This is a genomic window from Brachyspira sp. SAP_772 (genome assembly GCF_009755885.1).
Taxonomy (GTDB): Bacteria; Spirochaetota; Brachyspiria; order Brachyspirales; family Brachyspiraceae; genus Brachyspira.
Map to the genome: position 1 here is coordinate 128213 of NZ_VYIX01000003.1, position 21126 is coordinate 149338.

The following is a 21126-nucleotide window of genomic DNA, read 5'->3' on the forward strand; positions in this document are numbered from 1 at the left end:
AAAATATATTATGATAGTAAGATTTAATTTTAATGGAAAAGAGATATCATCACAGAGCGGATTTACAATATTAAAAGCCTTGTCATATGTTGGGATAGATATAATGCATTTATGTTATTATAAATTAGAGAGAGTAAAAGATTTTGATGAAAATATAGATAATGATTTACTTAGATGTAAACTTTGCTTAATAAAAGTAAAAAAGAAAGGTGAAGAGGAATATAGTTTTAAGTATGCTTGTAATGAGATAGTTGAAAATGGAATGGAGATTATAAGCAATGATGAAGAGATTATTGAATATAGAAAATCATTACTTAAGGCTATACTTTATATGCATAAGCCCTTTTGTGATAAATGCAACAGTTATTATAATTGTAAATTAAAAAAATATATAGATTTTTATCAGTTGAAAATAGAAAGATTTGACGGAGATGATGATTCAAAATTAGAAGAAATAAAAAATATTATAGACAGTTTAGATTTAGATGAAAACATAAAAATTGATTATGATAAATGCATTAATTGCGGAGTTTGTGATAGATATAAGTCAATATCTGGATATAAGAGCATGATAGTAGATCTATGCCCTACTAAAGTATTTAGAGTTGATAGAAAAATTAATGATAATGAAAAACAAATTGAATATAAAAAGATAGATAGTTTTTGTATAGGATGCAACAAACTTTGCGAATGCAGTTATTTTTATGATGACAAAAAAATAATAGATATACAATCACCAGAATTAAAAAAGTATGGTATATGCGATTTTGGACGTGGTATGCTGTATTATTCAAATAAAACTTTTGAATATCCTCTAATAAACGGCATAGAAGATGATTTTAATAAGGCTAAAGATTTATTTCATAAGTTCTTAGAGGAAATAGACAAAAAAGAAGTTTTAGCAATTGCTTCTAGTCTTTACAATATAGAAGATTTAGAAGCTTTTAATGATTTTATATATTCATTAGGCATTACAAACTTTATATATAAAAAAAATATTATAAAAACCACCTCTGATGTTATTAGAGAAAATTATACTAATATTAATAAATATTCATCAAAAAAATATAAATATACTTTAAATGAAATAGATAATATAAATAATTTTAATAAATTTATAATATTAGAAGATCCTTTATTTGAAATAGATAATACAATGGATATTATACAGAAAAACAGAAGAAATTACATAGTGTTTACTTCTTATCCTTCTATTTTGGCATATAATTCTTATTTGGCTTTTCCTATTGCTGGATTTGGAGAGTTTGAAGGAGAATATATAGACTCTCATGGCAAGAATAAATTTGTTAAAAGTTTTTTAGAGAAAAATAAAAACAGATTAGAGTTCAAGAATTTAATAAAATATTTGTATTTGTGAGAAAATATTATATAATATATATATAGGTTTATGAGCTTTATTATATATACAAGGAGTTTATTAATGGTAAATTCAAGATATAATATACTCTCTAATCTTAAAGATAAAACATACGATCTTTTAATTATAGGCGGCGGAGTAATAGGAGCTACCATCGCCATGAAAACAGCAAGAGTAGGAATTTCTACTCTTCTAGTAGACAAACATGATTTTTCTTTTGGAGCATCTTCTAGAACTTCAAAAATGCTCACAGGCGGATTTCATGATATGTCTGCCAATAACTTTATCTCTACAGTTTTTAAAGTAAGAGAAAGAAATAATCTCATTAATAAATCTTCAGCTCATACTTTTGGAATATTATATCCTATATATTTTGGCGGCGGTAGAAATGGTAATTCTGGTTTAATAAGAAATGAATTAAAAGCTAGTATATATGATTTAATGTCAATTTTTGGAAAAACTAAAAAACATAAATCTCATAGCAGAACCTCTGTATTAGAAACTTTACCTGATTTGAATAATAATGATGTAATAGGGGCTACGGAGTTTTTTGAAGCTCAAATAGATGACAGCAGATATGTTTTAGAATTATTATTAAAAGCTAAAGAATATGGTGCTGATATAATTAATTATGCAGAAGTAAAGGCTTTTGATTATAATGAAAAGCAAATTAATAAAACGATACTTTCAGATAAAATAAACGGCAAAATTTATGAAATAAGTGCTAAAAAAATATTAGTAGCAGCTGGTGCTTGGGGAGATAGTATAGTGTCTATGCTTCCAAAGTCTAATTTTACAAATAAAGTAAAATATGTAAAAGCTACTAACTTTATAGTTAATAGTGATATAATTCATATAAATAAATCTGTTGTTTTACCAAAAATCAAAGATAGACCTAATGTTTTCTTAACAAAATGGAAAGATATGACAATAATAGGCCCTATTGTAAAAAAATATGCTGGTAATTTGGATTGTATATATTCAACAAGCGATGAAATAGAATATTTGCTTGATATTTATAATACTTATTTTGGTTCTATAGTTAATAAAAATCATATAGTTACTTCACAATCTGGAATGATGACTGTTGACCCTATGGATATGAAGATACATTCTCACCCTATTTATGATTTATTTATGGTTGAGGGCGGCAATTTCACTATGTCTTCTTATCTTGCTATTAAAACTTTACTCAAAATGTATGGTAAGCCTTATAAGTGGTTTAGTGTTAAAAAGTTTATGAACAACAGAATAGATAAATCTGTAGATTGGGTACTCAATAAAGAAACTGTTAAATTTTTAATTGACTATTTCGGTTCTGTGGATATGGTATTAAGATTAAATGATTTTTGTAAAGATGATTCTTCTTTGCTCGTTTCTGTTGGTCTTGATAATAGAATACCTAGAGGCTTAATAAAATATTTTATTGAAATAGAATATGCAATGCATTTAGATGATATAATGATGAGAAGATTAAGATTTATACTTACAGAGAACGATTGCGGAACATTATTAGCAGAACATATAGCTCAAGAGATGGCTTATATTTTGGGCTGGGACAGCAAAAAGGTAGAATACGAAATAAAAAGATATAGAACAGAGATAAAAAGAAATAGGGTTTCTTTGTATTAATATAATCTTTTGTAAAAAATATTTACTTTTATAGTTAATTTTTAACTATTATGCAAATTCTATGTATAAAATGTATAATAAACACCTATAATTTAGCAAATTTAAGTAAAAAAATAGTAAATTTATTGTAAAAAATATTGACAATTATCATTAAATTTGTTATATTATAATTGTAAATATAATTTACAATCACTTTTTAAGGAGTTTATTTATGACTAAATTTTTAACTTTATTAATTTCATTGACAATATTTGCTAGCTCTAGTTTATTTGCTGATTGGATAGTACCTGCTTCTTCATTACCTCAAAAATCAAGAGCTTTCATACAGAGAGTTTATCCTAATGCTCAGATATGGAAAGTTGAGAGAGACGGAGGAAAATTTGAAGTAAAGCTTTCAAATGGAGCTTCTATCGATTTTTTACTTAATGGTAATTGGCAGAGTATAGACGGCGAATATAACGGTGTACCTTTTTCTGCTTTACCTGCTGCTATAAGTGCTGCTGTAAAGAAAGCATATCCTCAAGCTATGGTAATAGACGTTGAGAAAGAGTGGGGTAATTACAAAGTAAAATTAAACAATATGATGGAGTTATTTATATCTTCAAACGGACAGCTTATGGGACAGAAGTTTGATGATTAAGAATATTGAATTTACCAAAAAGCCTCAAATTGTACTAGGATTTGAGGCTTTTATTATTTAACGAATATACATAGCAAATGATTTATTTTATTCAAAATTATTTTTTATTGTAAATATTTGCGGGGACTAGCCCCCGCACCCCCAGTTCTTTTATTGGTATAAAAGAACCAAAAGAACTGCATTCTTATTATAAATTTTATAATTTAATTGTACATTAAAAGGCACTCCCCAGCACGACTAAAAAGCTATAATTAAAGCATAGCATTACCGTGCGGTAAGGTGGTACAGCTCGTACACGGAAAAAGAACAATAAAAATTTACAAACTCAGAATTTTAGCTATATTCAAAAATCAGCTCATCTAAAATTAAAATAAACCTGTAATCTTGCCGTTTTCATCTATATCTATATTGCATGCTGCAGGTACTTTCGGAAGACCCGGCATATCAATAATTCCGCCTGCCATAGCTATAATAAAACCGGCACCTGAAGCTAGTTTTATTTCATCAATGTTTAGAGTATAACCCTTAGGAGCATTTAAAAGTGCTGGGTTATCTGATATTGATTTTTGTGTTTTTGACATACATATAGGCAAGCCTCCAAAGCCAATAGATTCTATTTTTTTCATCATTTTATTAGCTTTATTAGAGAATTTTACTTCTCCTGCTCCATATATTTCTTTGCATATGCATTCTATCTTTTCTTTTATAGTTTTATCTAAATCATACAAAGGCTTATAATTTGATTCTTCGGAAACAGCTTTCACAACTTTTTGAGCTAAATCTTTTCCTCCTTCTCCTCCTTTCTCCCACACTTCGCATAATGATATATCAACCCCCATATCTTCACAATGTTTTTTAATTAATTCTACTTCTTTATCAGTATCAGATGAGAATTTATTTATTGCAACAACCACAGGCACATTATATTTTTTCATGTTTTCAATATGCTTATCTAAATTTTCAAAACCTTTACTCAAAGCATTCAAATCTTCTTTGCTTAGCTCTAAAGCTCCTCCATGATGTTTTAATGCCCTTATAGTAGCAACTAACACTATACAATTAGGCTTAAGTCCAGCAACACGGCATTTTATATCAAGAAACTTTTCAGCACCCAAATCGGCAGCAAAACCAGCCTCTGTGATTGTATAATCAGAAAGTTTTAAAGCCAACTTTGTAGCAAGTATTGAATTACATCCGTGAGCAATATTAGCAAAAGGTCCTCCATGCACTATAGCGGGAGTGTTTTCAAGAGTCTGAACTAAATTTGGTTTTATGGCATCTTTAAGCAATGCACAAGCAGCACCCTCTACTTTTAAATCTTTTACTTTTAGAGGATTATCATTAACATCATAAGCAAATACAATATTTCCTATTCTCTCTTTTAAATCCATTAAAGAATTAGACAAACAAAGTATAGCCATAATTTCTGAAGCAACAGTTATTTGGAAAGATGATTGTCTTGTTACTCCATTCTCACTTCCCCCAAGCCCTATAACAATATCTCTTAAAGCCCTGTCATTCATATCAACAACTCTTTTAAACACTACCTTATTAGTATCAATCTTTAATTCATTTCCTTGTTTAATATGATTGTCAATACAAGCTGATATTAAATTGTGAGCAGAACCTATAGCATGAAAGTCACCATTAAAATGCAAGTTAATATCTTCCATAGGAACAATTTGAGCATATCCGCCCCCGCAAGCTCCTCCTTTAATTCCAAATACAGGACCGAGTGAAGGCTCTCTTAAAGCAGCTACTGCATTCTTGCCTATTTTGTTTAAGCCCTGTGTTAGCCCTATTGTAACAGTGGATTTTCCTTCTCCTGCTGGTGTTGGGGTTATTGCTGTTACTAATACCAATTTACCATCTTTTTTATCTTTTAATTTGTTTAAAACTGATAATTCTATCTTTGCCTTATATTTACCGTAAACCTCATAATCTTCATCTGTGAGATTAAGCATTTTAGCTATTTCATCTATTCTTTTTAATTTGCATTCTTGTGCTATTTGTATATCTGTTTTCATAAATACGACTCCTAAGCAATAAATTATTTATAGATTTTAGACTATTATAAAATAGATTTAAAAATTATTATACAATAAAATAGTAAAATTTTTTAAGTTTGTCAATTTTTGTTGTTCTTTTTCCCGCGTACGAGCTGTACCACCTTGCCGCACGGTAATGCTATGCTTTAATTATAACTTCTTAGTCGTACGGGAGAGTGCCTTTTAATGTACAATTAAATTATAAAATTTATAATAAAAATGCAGTTCTTTTGATTCTTTTATACCAATACCGAAGGCACTTCCTACGGTCGTAAAAGAACTGGGGTGCGGGGCAAAGCCCTGCAAATAACTGAAATAAAAAAGTCAAAAATTTTTAATATATATTAAAACTATTATTTTATATCAATTTTTTGTTGTTCTTTTTCCCGCCTTCGCGGTGCGGACTTCGTCAAAAGAACCAAAAAGTGCAAGTGCTATAGCTTTATATGTTTGGAATATATAAAAAGATAATACCAACATTCCAAGCAAAAAATGCAGTCCTTTTGCTTCTTTGGGTCACCAAAAGAAGTGGGGGTGTGGGGGCTAGTCCCCACAAACAACAAAACTAAAAATTGTTTTAATTTATCTCATAATTCTCTATGTAAATCTTTACTTCTTTGCTGCCATTAAATCTATTAATTTTTATCTTATATGAAATATTTATAAAATTTGACGCTTCCAATTTAGAACATTCTTCTTCAGATGAACTCCAAATTATAGCATTAGCTCTGATGTTATTTTTTTGTAATTGCAATTTTAAATGAATTTTATTATTTTTATTTATTTTTTCTATAGAGTTTATAGTAACCCTATTTGTAAAAAACACTGGCTCTTCATTAGCAAAACCATAAGGCTCAAATAATTCTAAATACTCAGCAAATTGCATATTAATGTCTTTAAAATCTAATTCCAAATCATAACTTTTTTCATCTTTTGAAGTGTTAAAATTCTCTTCAGATGCATATTTAATAATTTTTTTAGCAAACTTTTCAAAATTGTTTACGCTCACAGTAAAACCAGCAGCATTTTTATGCCCGCCAAACTTATCTAAATAAACACTGGAATACTCAAGCATATCGCGAGCATTATCATCGCCTCTACTTCTAATACTTCCTGTACAAACACCATCTTCTTTAGATTCATAAAGTATAACAGCAGTCTTTCCATATTGACTTAAAACCTTACCAGCTATAAGCCCTGTTAAACCTCTGTCTATCAAATCGCTCTTTACTATTATGATAGGGTATGACATGCAATTATTATCTCTTATATATTCACACACTATATTAAAATTGCTTTCTGTAAGAGATTTTCTTGTTTCGTTTAGATTATAAACTTCTTCAGATAATTGAAAAGCCTCTTCTCTAGTTTCAGAAGTTAAAAGCCTTAAAGCATATTCAGGCTTTCCCATTCTCCCAGCAGCATTAATAAAAGGAGCAAGCCTCCAACTTACAGCCTGAGTATCAACTTTAGTATTTAATAATTTTATTCTCTCTAAGATAACATTATACCTTACATGATTAGGCTTTTCTAATTCTGCCAAAGCACATTTTATATAAGCTCTATTCTCTTCAATAAGAGGCACAACATCAGCAACAGTACCAAACAATACAAGTATAGATTCTCTTTTTATATAGTTTTGCAATTGCTTTTGACTTAAATAATACATTCTTCTAAAAATTTCCATCTTTATTATTAAGTCTCTATAGAGAATATCATTATATTTATATATATTAACTTTAAGAAGCAAAGCAAACTCATCTAATGTTTTTACTGATTTTATATTAACGCCCCCATAATTAGCACCCAATTGAAGCAAATCATAAACATTATCATATTCAGGCAAAAATAGTTCATATTTTTCATATAGTCTAAGAAGTTTTTTAAATCTCATCTCTCCGCCAGTAAGAACCAATACAACATTCTCACCTTCAAACATATAACTAGCCAGCTCTTCTAAAACTTCATCTTCTGATAAAAACTCTTCATAATAATCTAAATAAATTGATTTGTAAGCATTTTCATTATTTACAAGTTCAAATCCAAATACATCATCACTATAAACAAAATTAGTAGCCTTTAATGCCCTTATTCTTTTTAATTTATCAGTATTTTTATCTATTTCATAATCCAACACAATAATGTCTTTGTTGTAAAGTTTAGTATAAGAGAAAACAAATGCCTGCATAAGCTTAAAAGCAACAGCACACCCAGAAAAGTTTTTTGATACAAAACCAGTATTTGAAAGCTTGGGATTAAATATTAAATAAGCATTAGGAAGTATTTCAGGTATATCATGATGGTCTGTAACTATAATATCTATAGAATGCTCTCTCGCAAACTCAACCTCGGCAACATTGGATATACCGCAATCAACCGTAATAATTAAACTCACCCCAGAATTAGCATACTCTTCAATAACATCTTTTGAAAGCCCATAACCCACTTCATGATTTGGTACAAAAGCCTCGACATTCTTTGTAACAGCCTTAAGAGTGTTATATATTATAGAAGCAGCAGTAACTCCGTCAGCATCTTTATCGCCATATATCAATATTTTTTCATCATACTCTATAGCTTCTTTTAGTCTATCTACAAAAGCGTTCATATCCCTAATATTAAATGGGTTAGAAAGTGAATATATATCTTGAAAGAAAAAGTCAAATATATCCTCTTTTGATACTATACCCCTTAATTTTAACAACTCTTCTATAATGGGATTTAAATTGTCTATGTCGATTTTTTGCATAAAAGCCTTTATTAATTATTACAAAATAAATTATTGCAACAGTATATTTTATTTACTTCAATGTTTCAAGTATAATTTAAGCCTCATTTCCTTTAGCAGCAGAATGGCTAGCTATATTGGCATCTTTTTTCCAATGCCCAGTAAAATAATAAATAAGTATGAGAGACATACTAATAAAGTTTACAATAGCCATAGTAGTCCATACTCCCCATAACCCCATTTTTGTAGATAAGAAATGTGCAAGAGGAACTCTTATAAGCATATGAGCCACAAAAGCAAATATCATAAGTATAAAAGTTTTTCCAGCCCCATTAATAACGCCATTAGTAGCAAACATCACAGAAAGAAGTATTATAGAAGGCATAACCACATATATATAACTTTTTGTATATTTTAATACACTCATATCCGAAGTAAATAATCTCACTATAAGCTCTGGAAATAACACAGAAAAAAGTGCCATAAATGTAGAAAGCCCTATTCCTATTTTAAGCCCTGCTTTATATATCTCTTTTACCCTATCCATTCTATTAGCACCAATATTTTGAGCAACCATAGTAGCAATACCTGCAGATAAAGCTAAAAGCGGCAAAAATGATAAAGAATCCACCCTCATAGATACAGCAACCGAAGCAGAAGCCTCTTCCCCATAAGTATTAATAATTCTATTTAAAAATAACCAGCTAATTGAAATTATTAATTGCATAGCTGCAAAAGGCAAACCTATCTTAAACATTAATTTACTAATATGAGCATCAAAAACAATTCTAAAAGGATTAGCACGCACTATACTATCCTTTAATTTTAAATATATTATGCTTACAAGTACAGAAAGAATTTGAGAAAATACAGTAGCATAAGCAGCACCATCTAAGCCCATAGCAGGAAAACCAAATAAGCCCTTTATCATTATTGGGTCTAATATTACATTAACAATAGAGGCTATAGCTAAAAATATAAGAGGTCTTACAGTATCCCCTATTCCCCTAAGCAAAGCAGATACCAAAAAATAATAAAACAAAAATGGAAAACCTATCATACTAATTCTAAAATAACTAACAGAATATTCCATTATGCTGTCAGCTGCATTTAAAAATTTCATTAACATAGGTGCAAATATATATCCTGATACTGCCAATGCTAAAGCAAGTATTACACTCATAGTTGTAGAGACTCTAGAAATATAAAGCACAGAATCTTTATCATTAGCACCAAAATATTGACCAATCAAAACATTCGCAGCAACAGTAACCCCAGAAGCAATAGCTTGAAGTATTAATATTAAAGGAAAACTCACAGCAATAGCACCAAGTCCCTTAGGGCCTATCATCTGTCCTATCCAAATTGTATCAACTATATTGTAGGCTATATTTAAAAGGTTCCCAAGTATCATAGGTACCACCAAATTAATAAGCCCCCTATTTACATTTCCCTCTGTAAGCTCTAACATTTTATTCCTTTCCATAATTTCCCTCATTATTATTATAACTAATTATTATTTTTTTTGATTTAATATTTTTTATTTCATCAAAGTTTTGTAGTTTCGACAAAAAATAAAATATATATAAACGATGTTTGAACAATTACAGCTTCTTTTTTGCTTACGTTTTAAAAGCTTTATAATAATAAAAAAGCTTAATACAATTAGATAAAATAAAAATATCCAGATAAACAGTAAAAGATATTATATCTACAAAAAAATAAAGTCAATATACAAAAACTATATTTTTTATAATAAATATTTTTTTATATTAATATAGATTAAAATACAATAGTTGATAAATATCTTTATTCGTATATAATAAAAAACAATATTTAGGAGAATAATAATTTTTATGTCAATAATAGATAAACTTTCATCTGTAGAAAACACATATAATGATATAGTAGACAAATTAAATGATGCTAATATAAAAGACAACAGAGTAATACAAGATTTAATGAAAAAAAAGTCAGAAATAGAAGATATAGTAAACGAATATAAAAAATTAAAAATAGTATTAAAAGAGATAGAAGATGCAAATGATATGCTTAACAATTCTGACACTGATAAAGAATTAAAAAACATGGCATTAGCTGAGATAGAGGAATTAAATCAAAAAAAAGAAAATATTATTAATGATTTAAGGCTTCTACTCCTTCCAAAAGATAAGAATGATGGTAAAAATATAATAGTAGAAATAAGAGTTGGCACTGGTGGAGATGAATCTGCTTTATTTGTGGGTGATTTGTTTAGAATGTACAGCCGTTTTATAGAGAGAGCAAATTTCAAAATGGAGATAATAGACACAAGTCCTACAGAGCTTGGTGGATATAAAGAAGTAATATTTTCTGTTTCTGGAAAGGATGCTTATAGAACTTTAAAATTTGAAAGCGGTACGCATAGAGTTCAGAGAATACCGGCCACAGAATCAGGCGGAAGAATACATACATCTGCTTCAACTGTAGCAATTATGCCTGAAGCAGAAGAGAGTGATGTAATAATAAGAGATGAAGATATAAGAGTAGATATATTTCGTTCAAGCGGTCCCGGCGGTCAATCAGTTAATACAACAGACAGTGCTGTAAGAATTACCCACTTACCTACTGGTTTGGTGGTTCAATGTCAAGATGAAAAAAGTCAGCACAAAAATAAAGCAAAAGCATTAAAAGTATTAAGAGCAAGAATATACGAAAAAGAAGAGGCAGAAAGAAAAGCAAAAGAGGCTAAAGAAAGAAGAGATAAAATAGGCTCTGGAGACAGAAGTGAAAGAATTAGAACTTACAACTTTCCACAAAATAGAGTTACAGACCATAGAATTAATGTTACATTATACAAATTAGATAGATTTATGGACGGAGAAATAACAGAAATTACTGATGCTTTATTTAAAAAAGAGCAGGAGGAATTATTAGCTTCTTATTCAGACTAATAAATAAATTATGAAATATATAGAAAATATACTTGGCGACGAAAAAATACTACATAATATAAAAGATGATGATACTGTTATCAATTATATAAAAAGTTTTAGTGATGTTTTATATTGTGATTATTCGTATAAACATAATGAAATTTCTTTTGCAGGGCTTTTTGCTTACTCTAAAGATAATAAATATTGTTTTGGAGAGTTTGGTCTATTTAAAGAAAATAAATATGAATCCAAAATTGTTATAAGCGATTATCCTGAATATGCTACTCTAAACAATTATGAACTTACTAATGATAAGTTTATAGATGTTCTTAATTTACACAATATAACTTTAAACAATCTATTTAGTACAGCAAAAAAAGAATTTGACTCTATAGAAGCTTATCCATTAAAAAAAATATCATTAGATGATTATATAAAAATATTTCCGCATAGATATATTAATAATAGATTTAAAATATATGCTAAAAATAAATACAAAAAAATAAACATTAGAAATATTAATAAAGATTTTGTATATAGATGTCCATATTGTGCTTCTACTAATATTTTAAAAATAATAGATATTAATAATAATACTTTTGAGAAAATGGACGTTTATGATTTTAATGACATGTATGATAATGTAGAAAATATTGAGCATGATGATTTTTATGTTTGTGCTTTATGCAATTTGGTTATAAGAAACCCAAAAACTATTTTAGATTATATATGAGGTGTTTTTAATGGAATTCATTATAATTGTTGATGAATCATTTGAAAATGAATATTCAAAGATATTTTTAGAAGATTTCTCTAAAAAAATAGAACTCTTAAAACAAGAACTTAATTGTGATGTAAAAAATATAAATTATATTGCAAATACAACTGAAGATTATTTGAATAATATATATAAAGAAACAGAAAATTATGACAATATTATATATATTCCAAATAATATGCCAATGTTTAATATAGATGAAACTGTAAAACTCACCAAAATACATAATGAAAACATATCATATTTTACTTATGGAGAAAATTATCCTGAAGGAATCATACCTTTTATAATAAGAAGAAATGCTTTTGAAAAATTATTTAATTGCATAAAAACAAAAAATATTAATATAACAGAAAACACTATAAAAGATATTGTATTCATTGACCCTAACTTTTTTGAGATAGAAATATTGGTGTCTGAATATGACATGAGATATTATAGGGTATCATTATTTGCTAATAGTAAAAGAAATGCTCTAATTATATCAAAACTAATAAACTATAAAGATTATAATGATGTTACTAAGGCTATAAGAGAAGATGCTTCATTAAGAAGAACTTTGCCTTCATATGTTGAAATAGATATTAATAATAGGCAAAACTTAATAAATAAAAATCTATTATCATCTAATGCTTTTTCAAACGAAATAAACAAAGAAGAGAGAAATTTAACTATAGAAGAGTTTAAAACTATTTATAATAAACTTTTAAATTTTTGTGATGATTTTCATTTATCGATAGGAAGCTATTATGAACCTCTTTTAAATAAAGATGTTTTTAATATATTAGAATATGCTCTTTCAAATAAAAATGTAAATGTATATTTAGAGACTAATGCTGTTTTACTTGATGAAGAAAATGCTAAAAAACTTTTGCTTATTCAAGAAAAAAATAATAATTTGCATGTAATAATTCATTTAGATACAGTAGAGCAAAATGTATTTAATACAATTTATAAAGAAGATTATTTAAAAACAATACTCTCTAATATAGATTATTATTTTATAAGAGAGCCAAAAAACACATATCTTCAAATTACAAAACAGAAAGATAATTTTGATTATTTGGCTTCATATTACAAATATTTTGATAAGTATAAAATAGAGATTATAATGCAAAAATATTATACTTATAGAGGAATTGTAGAAAATAAAAAAATTGGAGATATGACTCCTTTAATAAATGTTGGATGTTGGCATTTGGCTAGAGATTTATTTATAGATGCTTATGGGGATATTTATATTTGCAGATTTGATATAAATAAAGAAAAATTTGTAGCATCAATATATAAAGAGACTCTAGAAAATATTTGGAAATCATTAGAAAACTATTATAAAGAGAATACTTTAAAGAGTTTAGACTTTTGTAAAAATTGTGATGAGTGGTATTTGTTTAACTTTTAGTAATAGCATTTTTGAGTATTAGTTTATGGAAAAATTAATTGTAGAATATTTAGAGCTTTTCTTTGCCGCTTATTTAATTAGATTTTTATTTACAAGATTTATATCTGAAGTTCCATATTTTAAAAAATATTATCATTTAAGAGAAATTTTACCCGGTGTTAGAAATTGGGACAATAGATTAAAAATGATTTATTATTTTGAAATTTTCTCTATATCTCAAAGTTTATTTTTAGCATTATTAGTAATGTTTTTTCATTATTTTTTATCAATAAATAATTATGCAGAAATATTTATAGCTTTTTTAATCTATGCCTTTATAGCTACTTTTGAAAAGTTTAAATTTACAATAATTATGAGCGACTACCCTATCTCTCTTTTTGTAATGAATACAATTATAAGTATAGTAATATTAATTATACAATTTTTTATAATGGCTCTAATAATTATTTAATTTTGCTCTATATTAATAGAAGCACCCATATCCATAGAATTAGTTTTGCCTTTATAAATAGCATTTTCTGATATTATGCAGTTTTCCATTAAAGCATTTGTTATATTTACTTCTTCAAACATTATACAGTTTTTTAATATTGAGTTTTCTATATTAGAGTTTTTTCCTATATGCACATAAGGCCCTATAACAGACCTATTAATCTTCACATCCTCTTCAATAAAAACTGGAGGTATTATAGCAGTATCTTTTACCCATTTACTAAGTATACTATGAGTGATTATAGTTCTGTTTGTTTCTATCATAGTATTTTTTTCACCACAATCATACCACCCATCAAGTTTGAATGTTTTAAATATGCTTCCATTTTGTATCATATACTCTAAAGCATCTGTTAATTGATATTCATTTTTTGTTTTTATATCATTTTTAATTATATAATCTATAGCGTCAAATAATTCTTTAGAGCTTACTATATTATACATTCCTGTTAGAGCCAAATTACTTACAGGCTCTTTAGGCTTTTCTATAAGTTTTGTAATAACACCATTACTATCAAGTAATGCAACCCCAAATCTGCTAGGGTTATCAACCTCACATACTCCTAATGCATTTTCATTTTTAGCAACTATTGCTGATAAATTAAGCTTAAATATTGTATCTCCAAGTATAATAAAAAGCTTATCATCATCTTTTATATGCTCTCTAGTAAGCGAAACAGCATGAGCTAAACCTCTAAACTCTTTTTGCTCTACAAAAGTAAGTTTTACATCTTTATATTTAGAAGTTAAGTAGTCTATCATTTTATCTTTTAAATATCCTACTATAAATATCACCTCTTCAAGATCTTCTAATTCTAATACTTCTTTCATAATAAAATCTATAATTGTAGAACCTGCTATAGGAAGTATAGGTTTAGGTTTTGTAATAGTATGCGGTCTTAATCTGGTGCCTTCACCTGCTGCTGGTATTATAACTTTCAATTTATATATCCTTATAAAAAATATTTTACATATTATAATATATTCATAAATATAAATAAATCAATATATTATCTAATTAATGGTACAAGCATGGCATTAGCAACTTCTTCATTACTTCCAAGCAAATATTTTACTAACTCTAAAGCAAAAAATACTGTAGTAGCAGGTCCTTTAGAAGTAATAACATTGTCATTAACTGCAACTAAATCCTTCTCAACATACTCTCCGCCTTTAACCATACTCTGACAGCTTGGATAGCAAGTATATTTACCTTTAAGAACTGAAGCTTCACCTAATACTATAGGAGAAGCACATATTGCAGATACTAATCTTTTGTCTTCATACATTTTTTGTATTTTAGCTATAATTCTTTTATCATTTTTTAAATTATTCATTCCGCCCATACCGCCTGCAAGAGATATAGCATCAAAATCTTCATTTATAATTTTATCTAATGTAGTATCAGCCTTTACTACTATACCATGTGAACCTTTTACCTCTAAATTATCAGTTAAAGAAGCAGTTGTTACTTCTATATTTGCTCTTCTTAATACATCTGTAATAGTTACAGCCTCTATTTCCTCAAAACCTTCAGCTAATGGCACTAAAACTTTTTTTGACATAATATTTGCTCTCCTTATAAGTTGTATTATTAATATTTTAATATTTATTTTCTTTTTTGCAATATATATTAATTACTTTGTAATTGAGAATAAAAAAAGCTCAAAATGTGCTTTAAAAATATTATTCGGTGTTGTAACACTCAATGTATTTAATTTGGATATTTGTGAAATTATATTCACTATCTCATTTAATGAATAAAGCTTTAATACAGGCTTCTTTTTTGTTAATATAAATGAAGGTATTTTAGTTAATTTGCTAATATCATTTAAAGTAGTTTGAGGAGGAAATATCTTCATATAATATAATGCTAAAAAATTATTCATCATCAAAGTAAGAGAAGAAGAAGCATCTTGATCTAATCTATGCATAATAGAAAAGCATTTTTTCCTATCTCTTTCAAATACAGAATCTAAAAAATCAAATATATTTCTATTTTTAGACACATAAGTAAAATCCATAATATCTTCAACATTCAAATATTCTTTATCATTATAACTGCATATTTTATCCAATTCAGAGTAAAGCGAATCATAGTCTAAATTGATGTTATTAACAATATAATCAACAGCATCATTAGAAATCTTTTTATTATTTTTGTTTATATATGCTGTAATTAATGAACGAAAATCTCTCTCGTCTGGAATAGGAAAATCTATAAAATGAATATAATCTACATTTTGTTTTTTTGAAAAATATTTATATATTCCATCTTCTTCTAAATTATTTTCTGTTTCTAATATTACTATAGAAGATTTCGAAGGATTAATACAATATTCCAAAAAATCTTCCTGAAAATTATTGTATTTGTATATAACAACAAGCCTTATATTAGAGCCAAAAGGCGGAGTATCAGCTACTTCTAAAGGAGAATAACCTACAGCATCATTTTTATCATAAAATAAGCTATAATTCATTTCACTATCACCCTCATCTTTAAAAACAAGAGAATGCATAGAAGTAATAAATGCCTTTTTAAATAATCTCTCTTTTCCTGTAAGTATATATATTGAATATTTAAAAGGCTCTTTTATATATAAATCTTTTATTTTTTTAAAATCTGACTCTGTTTTAACTACTACTCTACCAATCATAATAATCTTTTAATTAGCCTTTTTCAAAGCTCTCTCTATAAAAACCCTTATCTCTAATTTACACTCATCTATCTCTTCTAATTTCACATTTTTTACTATAGCTCTTATTTTATAATTTTCATCTTCCATTTTGTATGTTAGAAGAGGTGCTATTATTTTAGGTACATACCCTAGTCTTATTTCACATCTCTCATCATAAACTGCTATAGCGAATGGATCATAACCAATAAAATATTCTCTTATAAGATTAATAGGCTCATTTCTAGATAATAATTCTATAATTTCTTTTCCATCATTATATTTATATCCTGCTACAAAAAAGTCTATAGAATACCTATTCATTTTATAATATTTATTGATAATAATTCTTTTAAAAGTTTCTTGATAATTCACTATATATGTAGTGTGTTTGGTGTTTTTTTGTGAATACAATTTTATAAACCTTAAAAATATTTTTTATTGTACAAATTTTACTTCAATTCAAATTTTCTGTCAAGTGTAAAATATGTAAATTAATTTTTTAATTTATAAAGTCGATTATTATAGTATTGTTTTTATTTATAAAAATTGTATATTTATATATAGTAAATACATTTTTTAGGATATTTTTAATGAAAACGCTAAAAATATTATATATAATTTTTATATTAATAACTATATCATCTTGTAGGCAAAGCACTTTAACTAAAACAGGACCGGGAGATGATTTCTTTTTAGATAAATTAGCAAATGGTAATTGGGCAGGCGTTAGTGTAAATGGAAATACTATTAGTATAACAGGCGGAAGTAGTGAAGGAAACTATACATTAGACAGTACAATAGCAGGACTTGGCGGAATATATAAAGATGATAAAAACAACGGTGATTATGTTATAGCAGTACCTGATGGAAGTAATCTTCATACTGTAAAAGTAAATGAAGAAGAGAAAAACGCTATAAATGGAATTATAGGCATAGTTGGTGAAGAAAATGCATTAGGAGTTATTACTGGTATAGGTACTAGCGGTGAAAGCACTAGTGTAGATGATGTAGTAAAAAATGCTAATGTTACAGATAAAGAAAAAGAAAAAATACAAGAATACCTTGATATACTAAATGGTAAAGAAAGTACCGACAGTTATCAAAAATACCCTATCTAAAAATAGTGTATTTATTAATTATTTTTTAGTTGGGTAATATGTTTAATAGTATTTATGAGAAAGATTTTTATTCGTATATTTATTTATGTACCTTTCATAATAATTATATATCAAAACATGTTATACCCGTTTTCATATAATGATAAATATGAATGGAAAGAAAAAAGACAATCTATAAGCATAAATGCAATTCCAAGCTACTCCGTAATTTTTCCTCCTTTGGCAGATAATATTTTATATAATATAGGTACATTTGCTTCTATAGCTAAAATAAATTTAGACAACTATTTAACTTTTTTTGATTATGTTGATGCAGAAGGCACTTTTTGGTATGTGCCTAATATATCTTATACATTTTATTTATATAAGGGAATAGCCATAGAATTTTCTGCTGCTCTTCAGCATTTGGAATATACTCTAACAATTACACCCGAAAATGCTCTAACATTAGCTACTAACCATGCTCAAGTTCCAAACCTTCCGGGAAATATAGGAAGTATAGCTTCTCTGCTAACTGGAGATACAGTTTTTAAGGGAAGTTTTTATTATCTGCCTATTACAATAGGTTTTAAGCTTTTGTCTGGAAAAAATGGAGAGTTTGTAAACACAATTAGATTTGGTATTGAAACTGTAATATATGATATAGTAACTCAAAATGGACTTACTGGTTTTAAAACCAAACGTTCTACAATAGACCCTACTTTTTATATATCATATGAGCTTGGATGGAGCATTGATTTATTTCCTAAAAAAGATTGGAAGGTGCGCACTTATTTAGATATTTCTCTATTTGAAATTGGTTATTATGTTACTTCAGCTATGTCTGGAATTTATGGGGATGTTAGAGAGGGGATTGGTTTTTTCGGAAGCGGATTTGTAGATATTACCAAATTTTTACCTCTTTGGGAGACTTTCCCTGCAGCAATAGACTTTGTAACATCACTTAAATTATCAATATTTCCGAGAATTGGAGTAACTATACGGTTTTAAGGACTTATAATGATAAAAAAATTGTTAATATGTTTTTTATTTTTATATAGCAGTACCATCTTTGCTCAATCCGATTTTATAATGAATTATGATGTTATAGATATAGTACCTTCAGACCAAATTCCATCATATGTAACATTAACTAACGATAAAGATGCTGAAATACTTTTATTTGAAAATGGATTAAAATCGCATAGGCATTCTTTAGGCATAGATTTTGGTACAACTTTATTTATAACAACAACAAGACCTATTTTATTCAGCTTACCTTTTCTAATAGTAAAAGATGCAAACCAACAAAACTTTGAAGGTAAATTTGGTTTTAGATTAACATATACATATAGAATAATGAATAAAATGGAACTGGATGTAGATTTAGGTAATTATGTAGCAAGCAGTTTTATGACTAATATTGCAAACCCTCAATTTACAGAAACATACTCAATACCTTTATCTGTTGGTATGAGATTTTATTTTAATAAAAGAAATAGGGCTTCCGGTTTTTTCTTAATGCCAAAAGTGGGTGCCACGCTTCATATAGCTAAAATTAAAGAATACTCTACAAATGCAGCTGGTATGGTAAATATGATAAATAGAGATAGAATATATTTTGATGCTTTTATTGCTGGAGAGATGGGCTTTAGAATAGACTTATCTAGAGGGATGGGTATTGATATGGGGGTAAGACCGTTTATAGACATATCTTTGTTTGATATAGGTTTATCATATGCATATTTATTTAGATTTATACCGCTTCCGAGAATTGCTATTGGGGTTTTATTTTAGTTTTTTGTAAATAAATTAAGGAAAAATTATGATAAAAAAAATATTAATAATTACAATAATATGTTTATCATTTGCTAATATATCATACTCTTTTCAAAATGGAGTTTATGTATCTCCCAAATTTGTTTATTCTATTAAAGGCAATAATAATATGTTTGTTGGTGCTGGTGCAAGCATTGGTTATAATTTTAATATACTTTCAAGATATTCTCCTATAAGGGCTGAGTTTGAATATTTATATAAAAATGGTTTAGAAGTTAATAATTATCCAAACAATATAGATAATATTAATATACATAGCATGCTTTTTAATATTTATTATGATATTAATTTAATTTATATTAATTATGACGGAGCAGAAAATAATATATATAGAAACGGCAAAAGGCATATAATGACTATATCTTTAGGTTTTTCTTTAGGAGGAAATATTGATTATAGTTTATCATCTTCTTTCAATGAAAAGTTTGGGCTTGTAAAGAATTATTCTTATAATGATAATTTTGCTTTTATGTATGGACCTAATATTAATTTGGGTTTTCATTTAAATCCAACAATTACTTTAGATATTGGATATAGATTATTATTAGATACGGCTATTAATCTCAATCATGATATGTTACTTTCTATGAGATTAAATTTTTAGGGGATTATGATGAAGAAATATATTGTTATTTTATTTTTAATATTGCCTCAAATAATATTTGCAGAGCTATATATCACTCCTAAATTTAATTATGCATTTGATATTAATAGGTCATATAATGTTGGAGGCGGAGCTATTAATTTTGCCAACTTTATTGGAGGAGGTTTTTCTTTAGGTTATAGACTATCATCTACAAATAGAGTATCTCCTATTAGATTTGAGTTTGAATATTCTTTTCTTCAGAGTGTTTTAGTTGATAACACATATAGGCAGCATTATATACTTGGAAGTTTTTATTATGACCTTAACTTTTATTTTACAGATAGAAAATTAGATTTCGATACAAGGGCTGATATTTTATTTAGAGATTATCCTGTGCTTTCTATTTATTTCGGACTTTCTGTTGGAAGCATTATAAACCAAATAATTACCACCGAACAATTAAAAACTGGTCAAGATGCTCTTGCTTTTGGGGCTAGTATTGGTTTTGTTTATCATATTACAAGCTGGGTTGCTTTTGAAGTGGGTTATAAATTACTAATAGATATAAATCCAAAAATATATAATGAAGTGCTTCTTGGTTTTAGATTTACAATACCAAAAGTTTAGAAAAGTAGTATTTTATGAATATAGAAGTAAAAGTAACAGCATCAGCCAAATCCAACAGCTTTAAAAAAGAAAATGGAATATATTATATAAGAATATCCGCCAAAGCCATAGACGGCAAAGCAAATAAGGCAATAATAGATTTTTTATCGAGTGAGCTTAATTTAAAGAAAAAAGATGTAGAAATATTAAAGGGCGAGAAAAGCAACAAAAAACTTATTTCTCTAAACATAGACGAAGATAAATTGGAAAGCTATTTTAGTAAATGATATACTTGTTTGAAAGCTGA

20 protein-coding genes are annotated in these 21126 nt (G+C 27.3%); 13 read left to right on the top strand and 7 right to left on the bottom strand.

What is annotated here, in order from left to right; all coding sequences use genetic code 11:
- The first annotated feature begins 10 nt into the window (after positions 1-10).
- The 3 genes from GQX97_RS10310 to GQX97_RS10320 all read left to right on the top strand — a co-directional run bounded on the left by GQX97_RS10310 (position 11) and on the right by GQX97_RS10320 (position 3650).
- Positions 11-1378, top strand: coding sequence for a 2Fe-2S iron-sulfur cluster-binding protein (locus tag GQX97_RS10310; RefSeq protein ID WP_157151873.1), 1368 nt, complete (start codon positions 11-13; stop codon positions 1376-1378).
- 63 nt (positions 1379-1441) lie between these two features.
- Positions 1442-3010: an FAD-dependent oxidoreductase gene (locus GQX97_RS10315; protein ID WP_157151874.1), complete on the top strand. Its 1569-nt coding sequence runs from the start codon at positions 1442-1444 to the stop codon at positions 3008-3010.
- A gap of 211 nt (positions 3011-3221) precedes the next feature.
- Positions 3222-3650, top strand: coding sequence for a PepSY-like domain-containing protein (locus tag GQX97_RS10320; RefSeq protein ID WP_157151875.1), 429 nt, complete (start codon positions 3222-3224; stop codon positions 3648-3650).
- A gap of 365 nt (positions 3651-4015) precedes the next feature.
- On the opposite strand, the gene GQX97_RS10325 is transcribed toward GQX97_RS10320, so the two are convergent.
- The 3 genes from GQX97_RS10325 to GQX97_RS10335 form a co-directional block, all read right to left on the bottom strand.
- Positions 4016-5677, bottom strand: a complete 1662-nt coding sequence (locus tag GQX97_RS10325; RefSeq protein WP_157151876.1) for a formate--tetrahydrofolate ligase — start codon at positions 5675-5677, stop codon at positions 4016-4018.
- A gap of 598 nt (positions 5678-6275) precedes the next feature.
- Positions 6276-8447, bottom strand: coding sequence for a single-stranded-DNA-specific exonuclease RecJ (gene recJ / locus GQX97_RS10330; protein WP_157151877.1), 2172 nt, complete (start codon positions 8445-8447; stop codon positions 6276-6278).
- A 76-nt stretch (positions 8448-8523) separates the two neighbouring features.
- The gene (locus GQX97_RS10335) at positions 8524-9912 is read right to left on the bottom strand and encodes an MATE family efflux transporter (RefSeq protein ID WP_157151878.1); all 1389 of its coding nucleotides are present in this window, start codon (positions 9910-9912) and stop codon (positions 8524-8526) included.
- A 376-nt stretch (positions 9913-10288) separates the two neighbouring features.
- Between GQX97_RS10335 and prfA the strand changes: the two genes are divergently transcribed.
- The 4 genes from prfA to GQX97_RS10355 are packed head-to-tail and all read left to right on the top strand — an operon-like array spanning position 10289 to position 13972.
- A complete protein-coding gene (prfA, locus tag GQX97_RS10340; protein ID WP_232473348.1) occupies positions 10289-11359 on the top strand; it encodes a peptide chain release factor 1 in 1071 nt (356 codons plus the stop codon).
- Positions 11360-11369: 10 nt separating this feature from the next.
- The gene (locus tag GQX97_RS10345) at positions 11370-12074 is read left to right on the top strand and encodes a hypothetical protein (protein WP_157151880.1); all 705 of its coding nucleotides are present in this window, start codon (positions 11370-11372) and stop codon (positions 12072-12074) included.
- Positions 12075-12084: 10 nt separating this feature from the next.
- The gene (locus GQX97_RS10350; protein ID WP_157151881.1) at positions 12085-13521 is read left to right on the top strand and encodes a spiro-SPASM protein; all 1437 of its coding nucleotides are present in this window, start codon (positions 12085-12087) and stop codon (positions 13519-13521) included.
- Positions 13522-13546: 25 nt separating this feature from the next.
- Positions 13547-13972 (top strand): hypothetical protein, encoded by a 426-nt coding sequence (locus GQX97_RS10355; RefSeq protein WP_157151882.1) that lies wholly within the window; start codon positions 13547-13549, stop codon positions 13970-13972.
- Here GQX97_RS10355 and GQX97_RS10360 read toward each other — a convergent pair.
- The 4 genes from GQX97_RS10360 to GQX97_RS10375 form a co-directional block, all read right to left on the bottom strand.
- Positions 13969-14955 carry a sugar phosphate nucleotidyltransferase gene (locus GQX97_RS10360; RefSeq protein ID WP_157151883.1) on the bottom strand — a complete coding sequence of 329 codons (987 nt, stop codon included), beginning with the start codon at positions 14953-14955 and terminating at the stop codon, positions 13969-13971. The genes GQX97_RS10355 and GQX97_RS10360 overlap by 4 nt on opposite strands.
- A 68-nt stretch (positions 14956-15023) precedes the next feature.
- Positions 15024-15578 (bottom strand): DJ-1 family glyoxalase III, encoded by a 555-nt coding sequence (locus tag GQX97_RS10365; protein WP_157151884.1) that lies wholly within the window; start codon positions 15576-15578, stop codon positions 15024-15026.
- Between the two features lie 72 nt (positions 15579-15650).
- Positions 15651-16670, bottom strand: coding sequence for a DNA polymerase III subunit delta (gene holA, locus GQX97_RS10370; RefSeq protein ID WP_157151885.1), 1020 nt, complete (start codon positions 16668-16670; stop codon positions 15651-15653).
- A 9-nt stretch (positions 16671-16679) separates the two neighbouring features.
- On the bottom strand, positions 16680-17102 hold the full coding sequence (locus GQX97_RS10375) for an HIRAN domain-containing protein (protein WP_157151886.1): 423 nt from the start codon (positions 17100-17102) through the stop codon (positions 16680-16682).
- Positions 17103-17281: 179 nt separating this feature from the next.
- Between GQX97_RS10375 and GQX97_RS10380 the strand changes: the two genes are divergently transcribed.
- From GQX97_RS10380 to GQX97_RS10405, 6 genes are read left to right on the top strand one after another with little or no spacing between them, the layout of a single operon-like run.
- Complete coding sequence (locus GQX97_RS10380; RefSeq protein WP_157151887.1) at positions 17282-17809, top strand: hypothetical protein; 528 nt, start codon at positions 17282-17284, stop codon at positions 17807-17809.
- 54 nt (positions 17810-17863) lie between these two features.
- The gene (locus tag GQX97_RS10385) at positions 17864-18799 is read left to right on the top strand and encodes a hypothetical protein (protein ID WP_232473327.1); all 936 of its coding nucleotides are present in this window, start codon (positions 17864-17866) and stop codon (positions 18797-18799) included.
- A gap of 9 nt (positions 18800-18808) precedes the next feature.
- A complete protein-coding gene (locus tag GQX97_RS10390; RefSeq protein WP_157151888.1) occupies positions 18809-19585 on the top strand; it encodes a hypothetical protein in 777 nt (258 codons plus the stop codon).
- 28 nt (positions 19586-19613) lie between these two features.
- Positions 19614-20231 (top strand): tia invasion determinant, encoded by a 618-nt coding sequence (locus tag GQX97_RS10395; RefSeq protein ID WP_157151889.1) that lies wholly within the window; start codon positions 19614-19616, stop codon positions 20229-20231.
- Positions 20232-20237: 6 nt separating this feature from the next.
- On the top strand, positions 20238-20840 hold the full coding sequence (locus GQX97_RS10400; protein WP_157151890.1) for a tia invasion determinant: 603 nt from the start codon (positions 20238-20240) through the stop codon (positions 20838-20840).
- 14 nt (positions 20841-20854) lie between these two features.
- Complete coding sequence (locus GQX97_RS10405) at positions 20855-21106, top strand: DUF167 domain-containing protein (RefSeq protein ID WP_157151891.1); 252 nt, start codon at positions 20855-20857, stop codon at positions 21104-21106.
- Positions 21107-21126 lie beyond the last annotated feature (20 nt).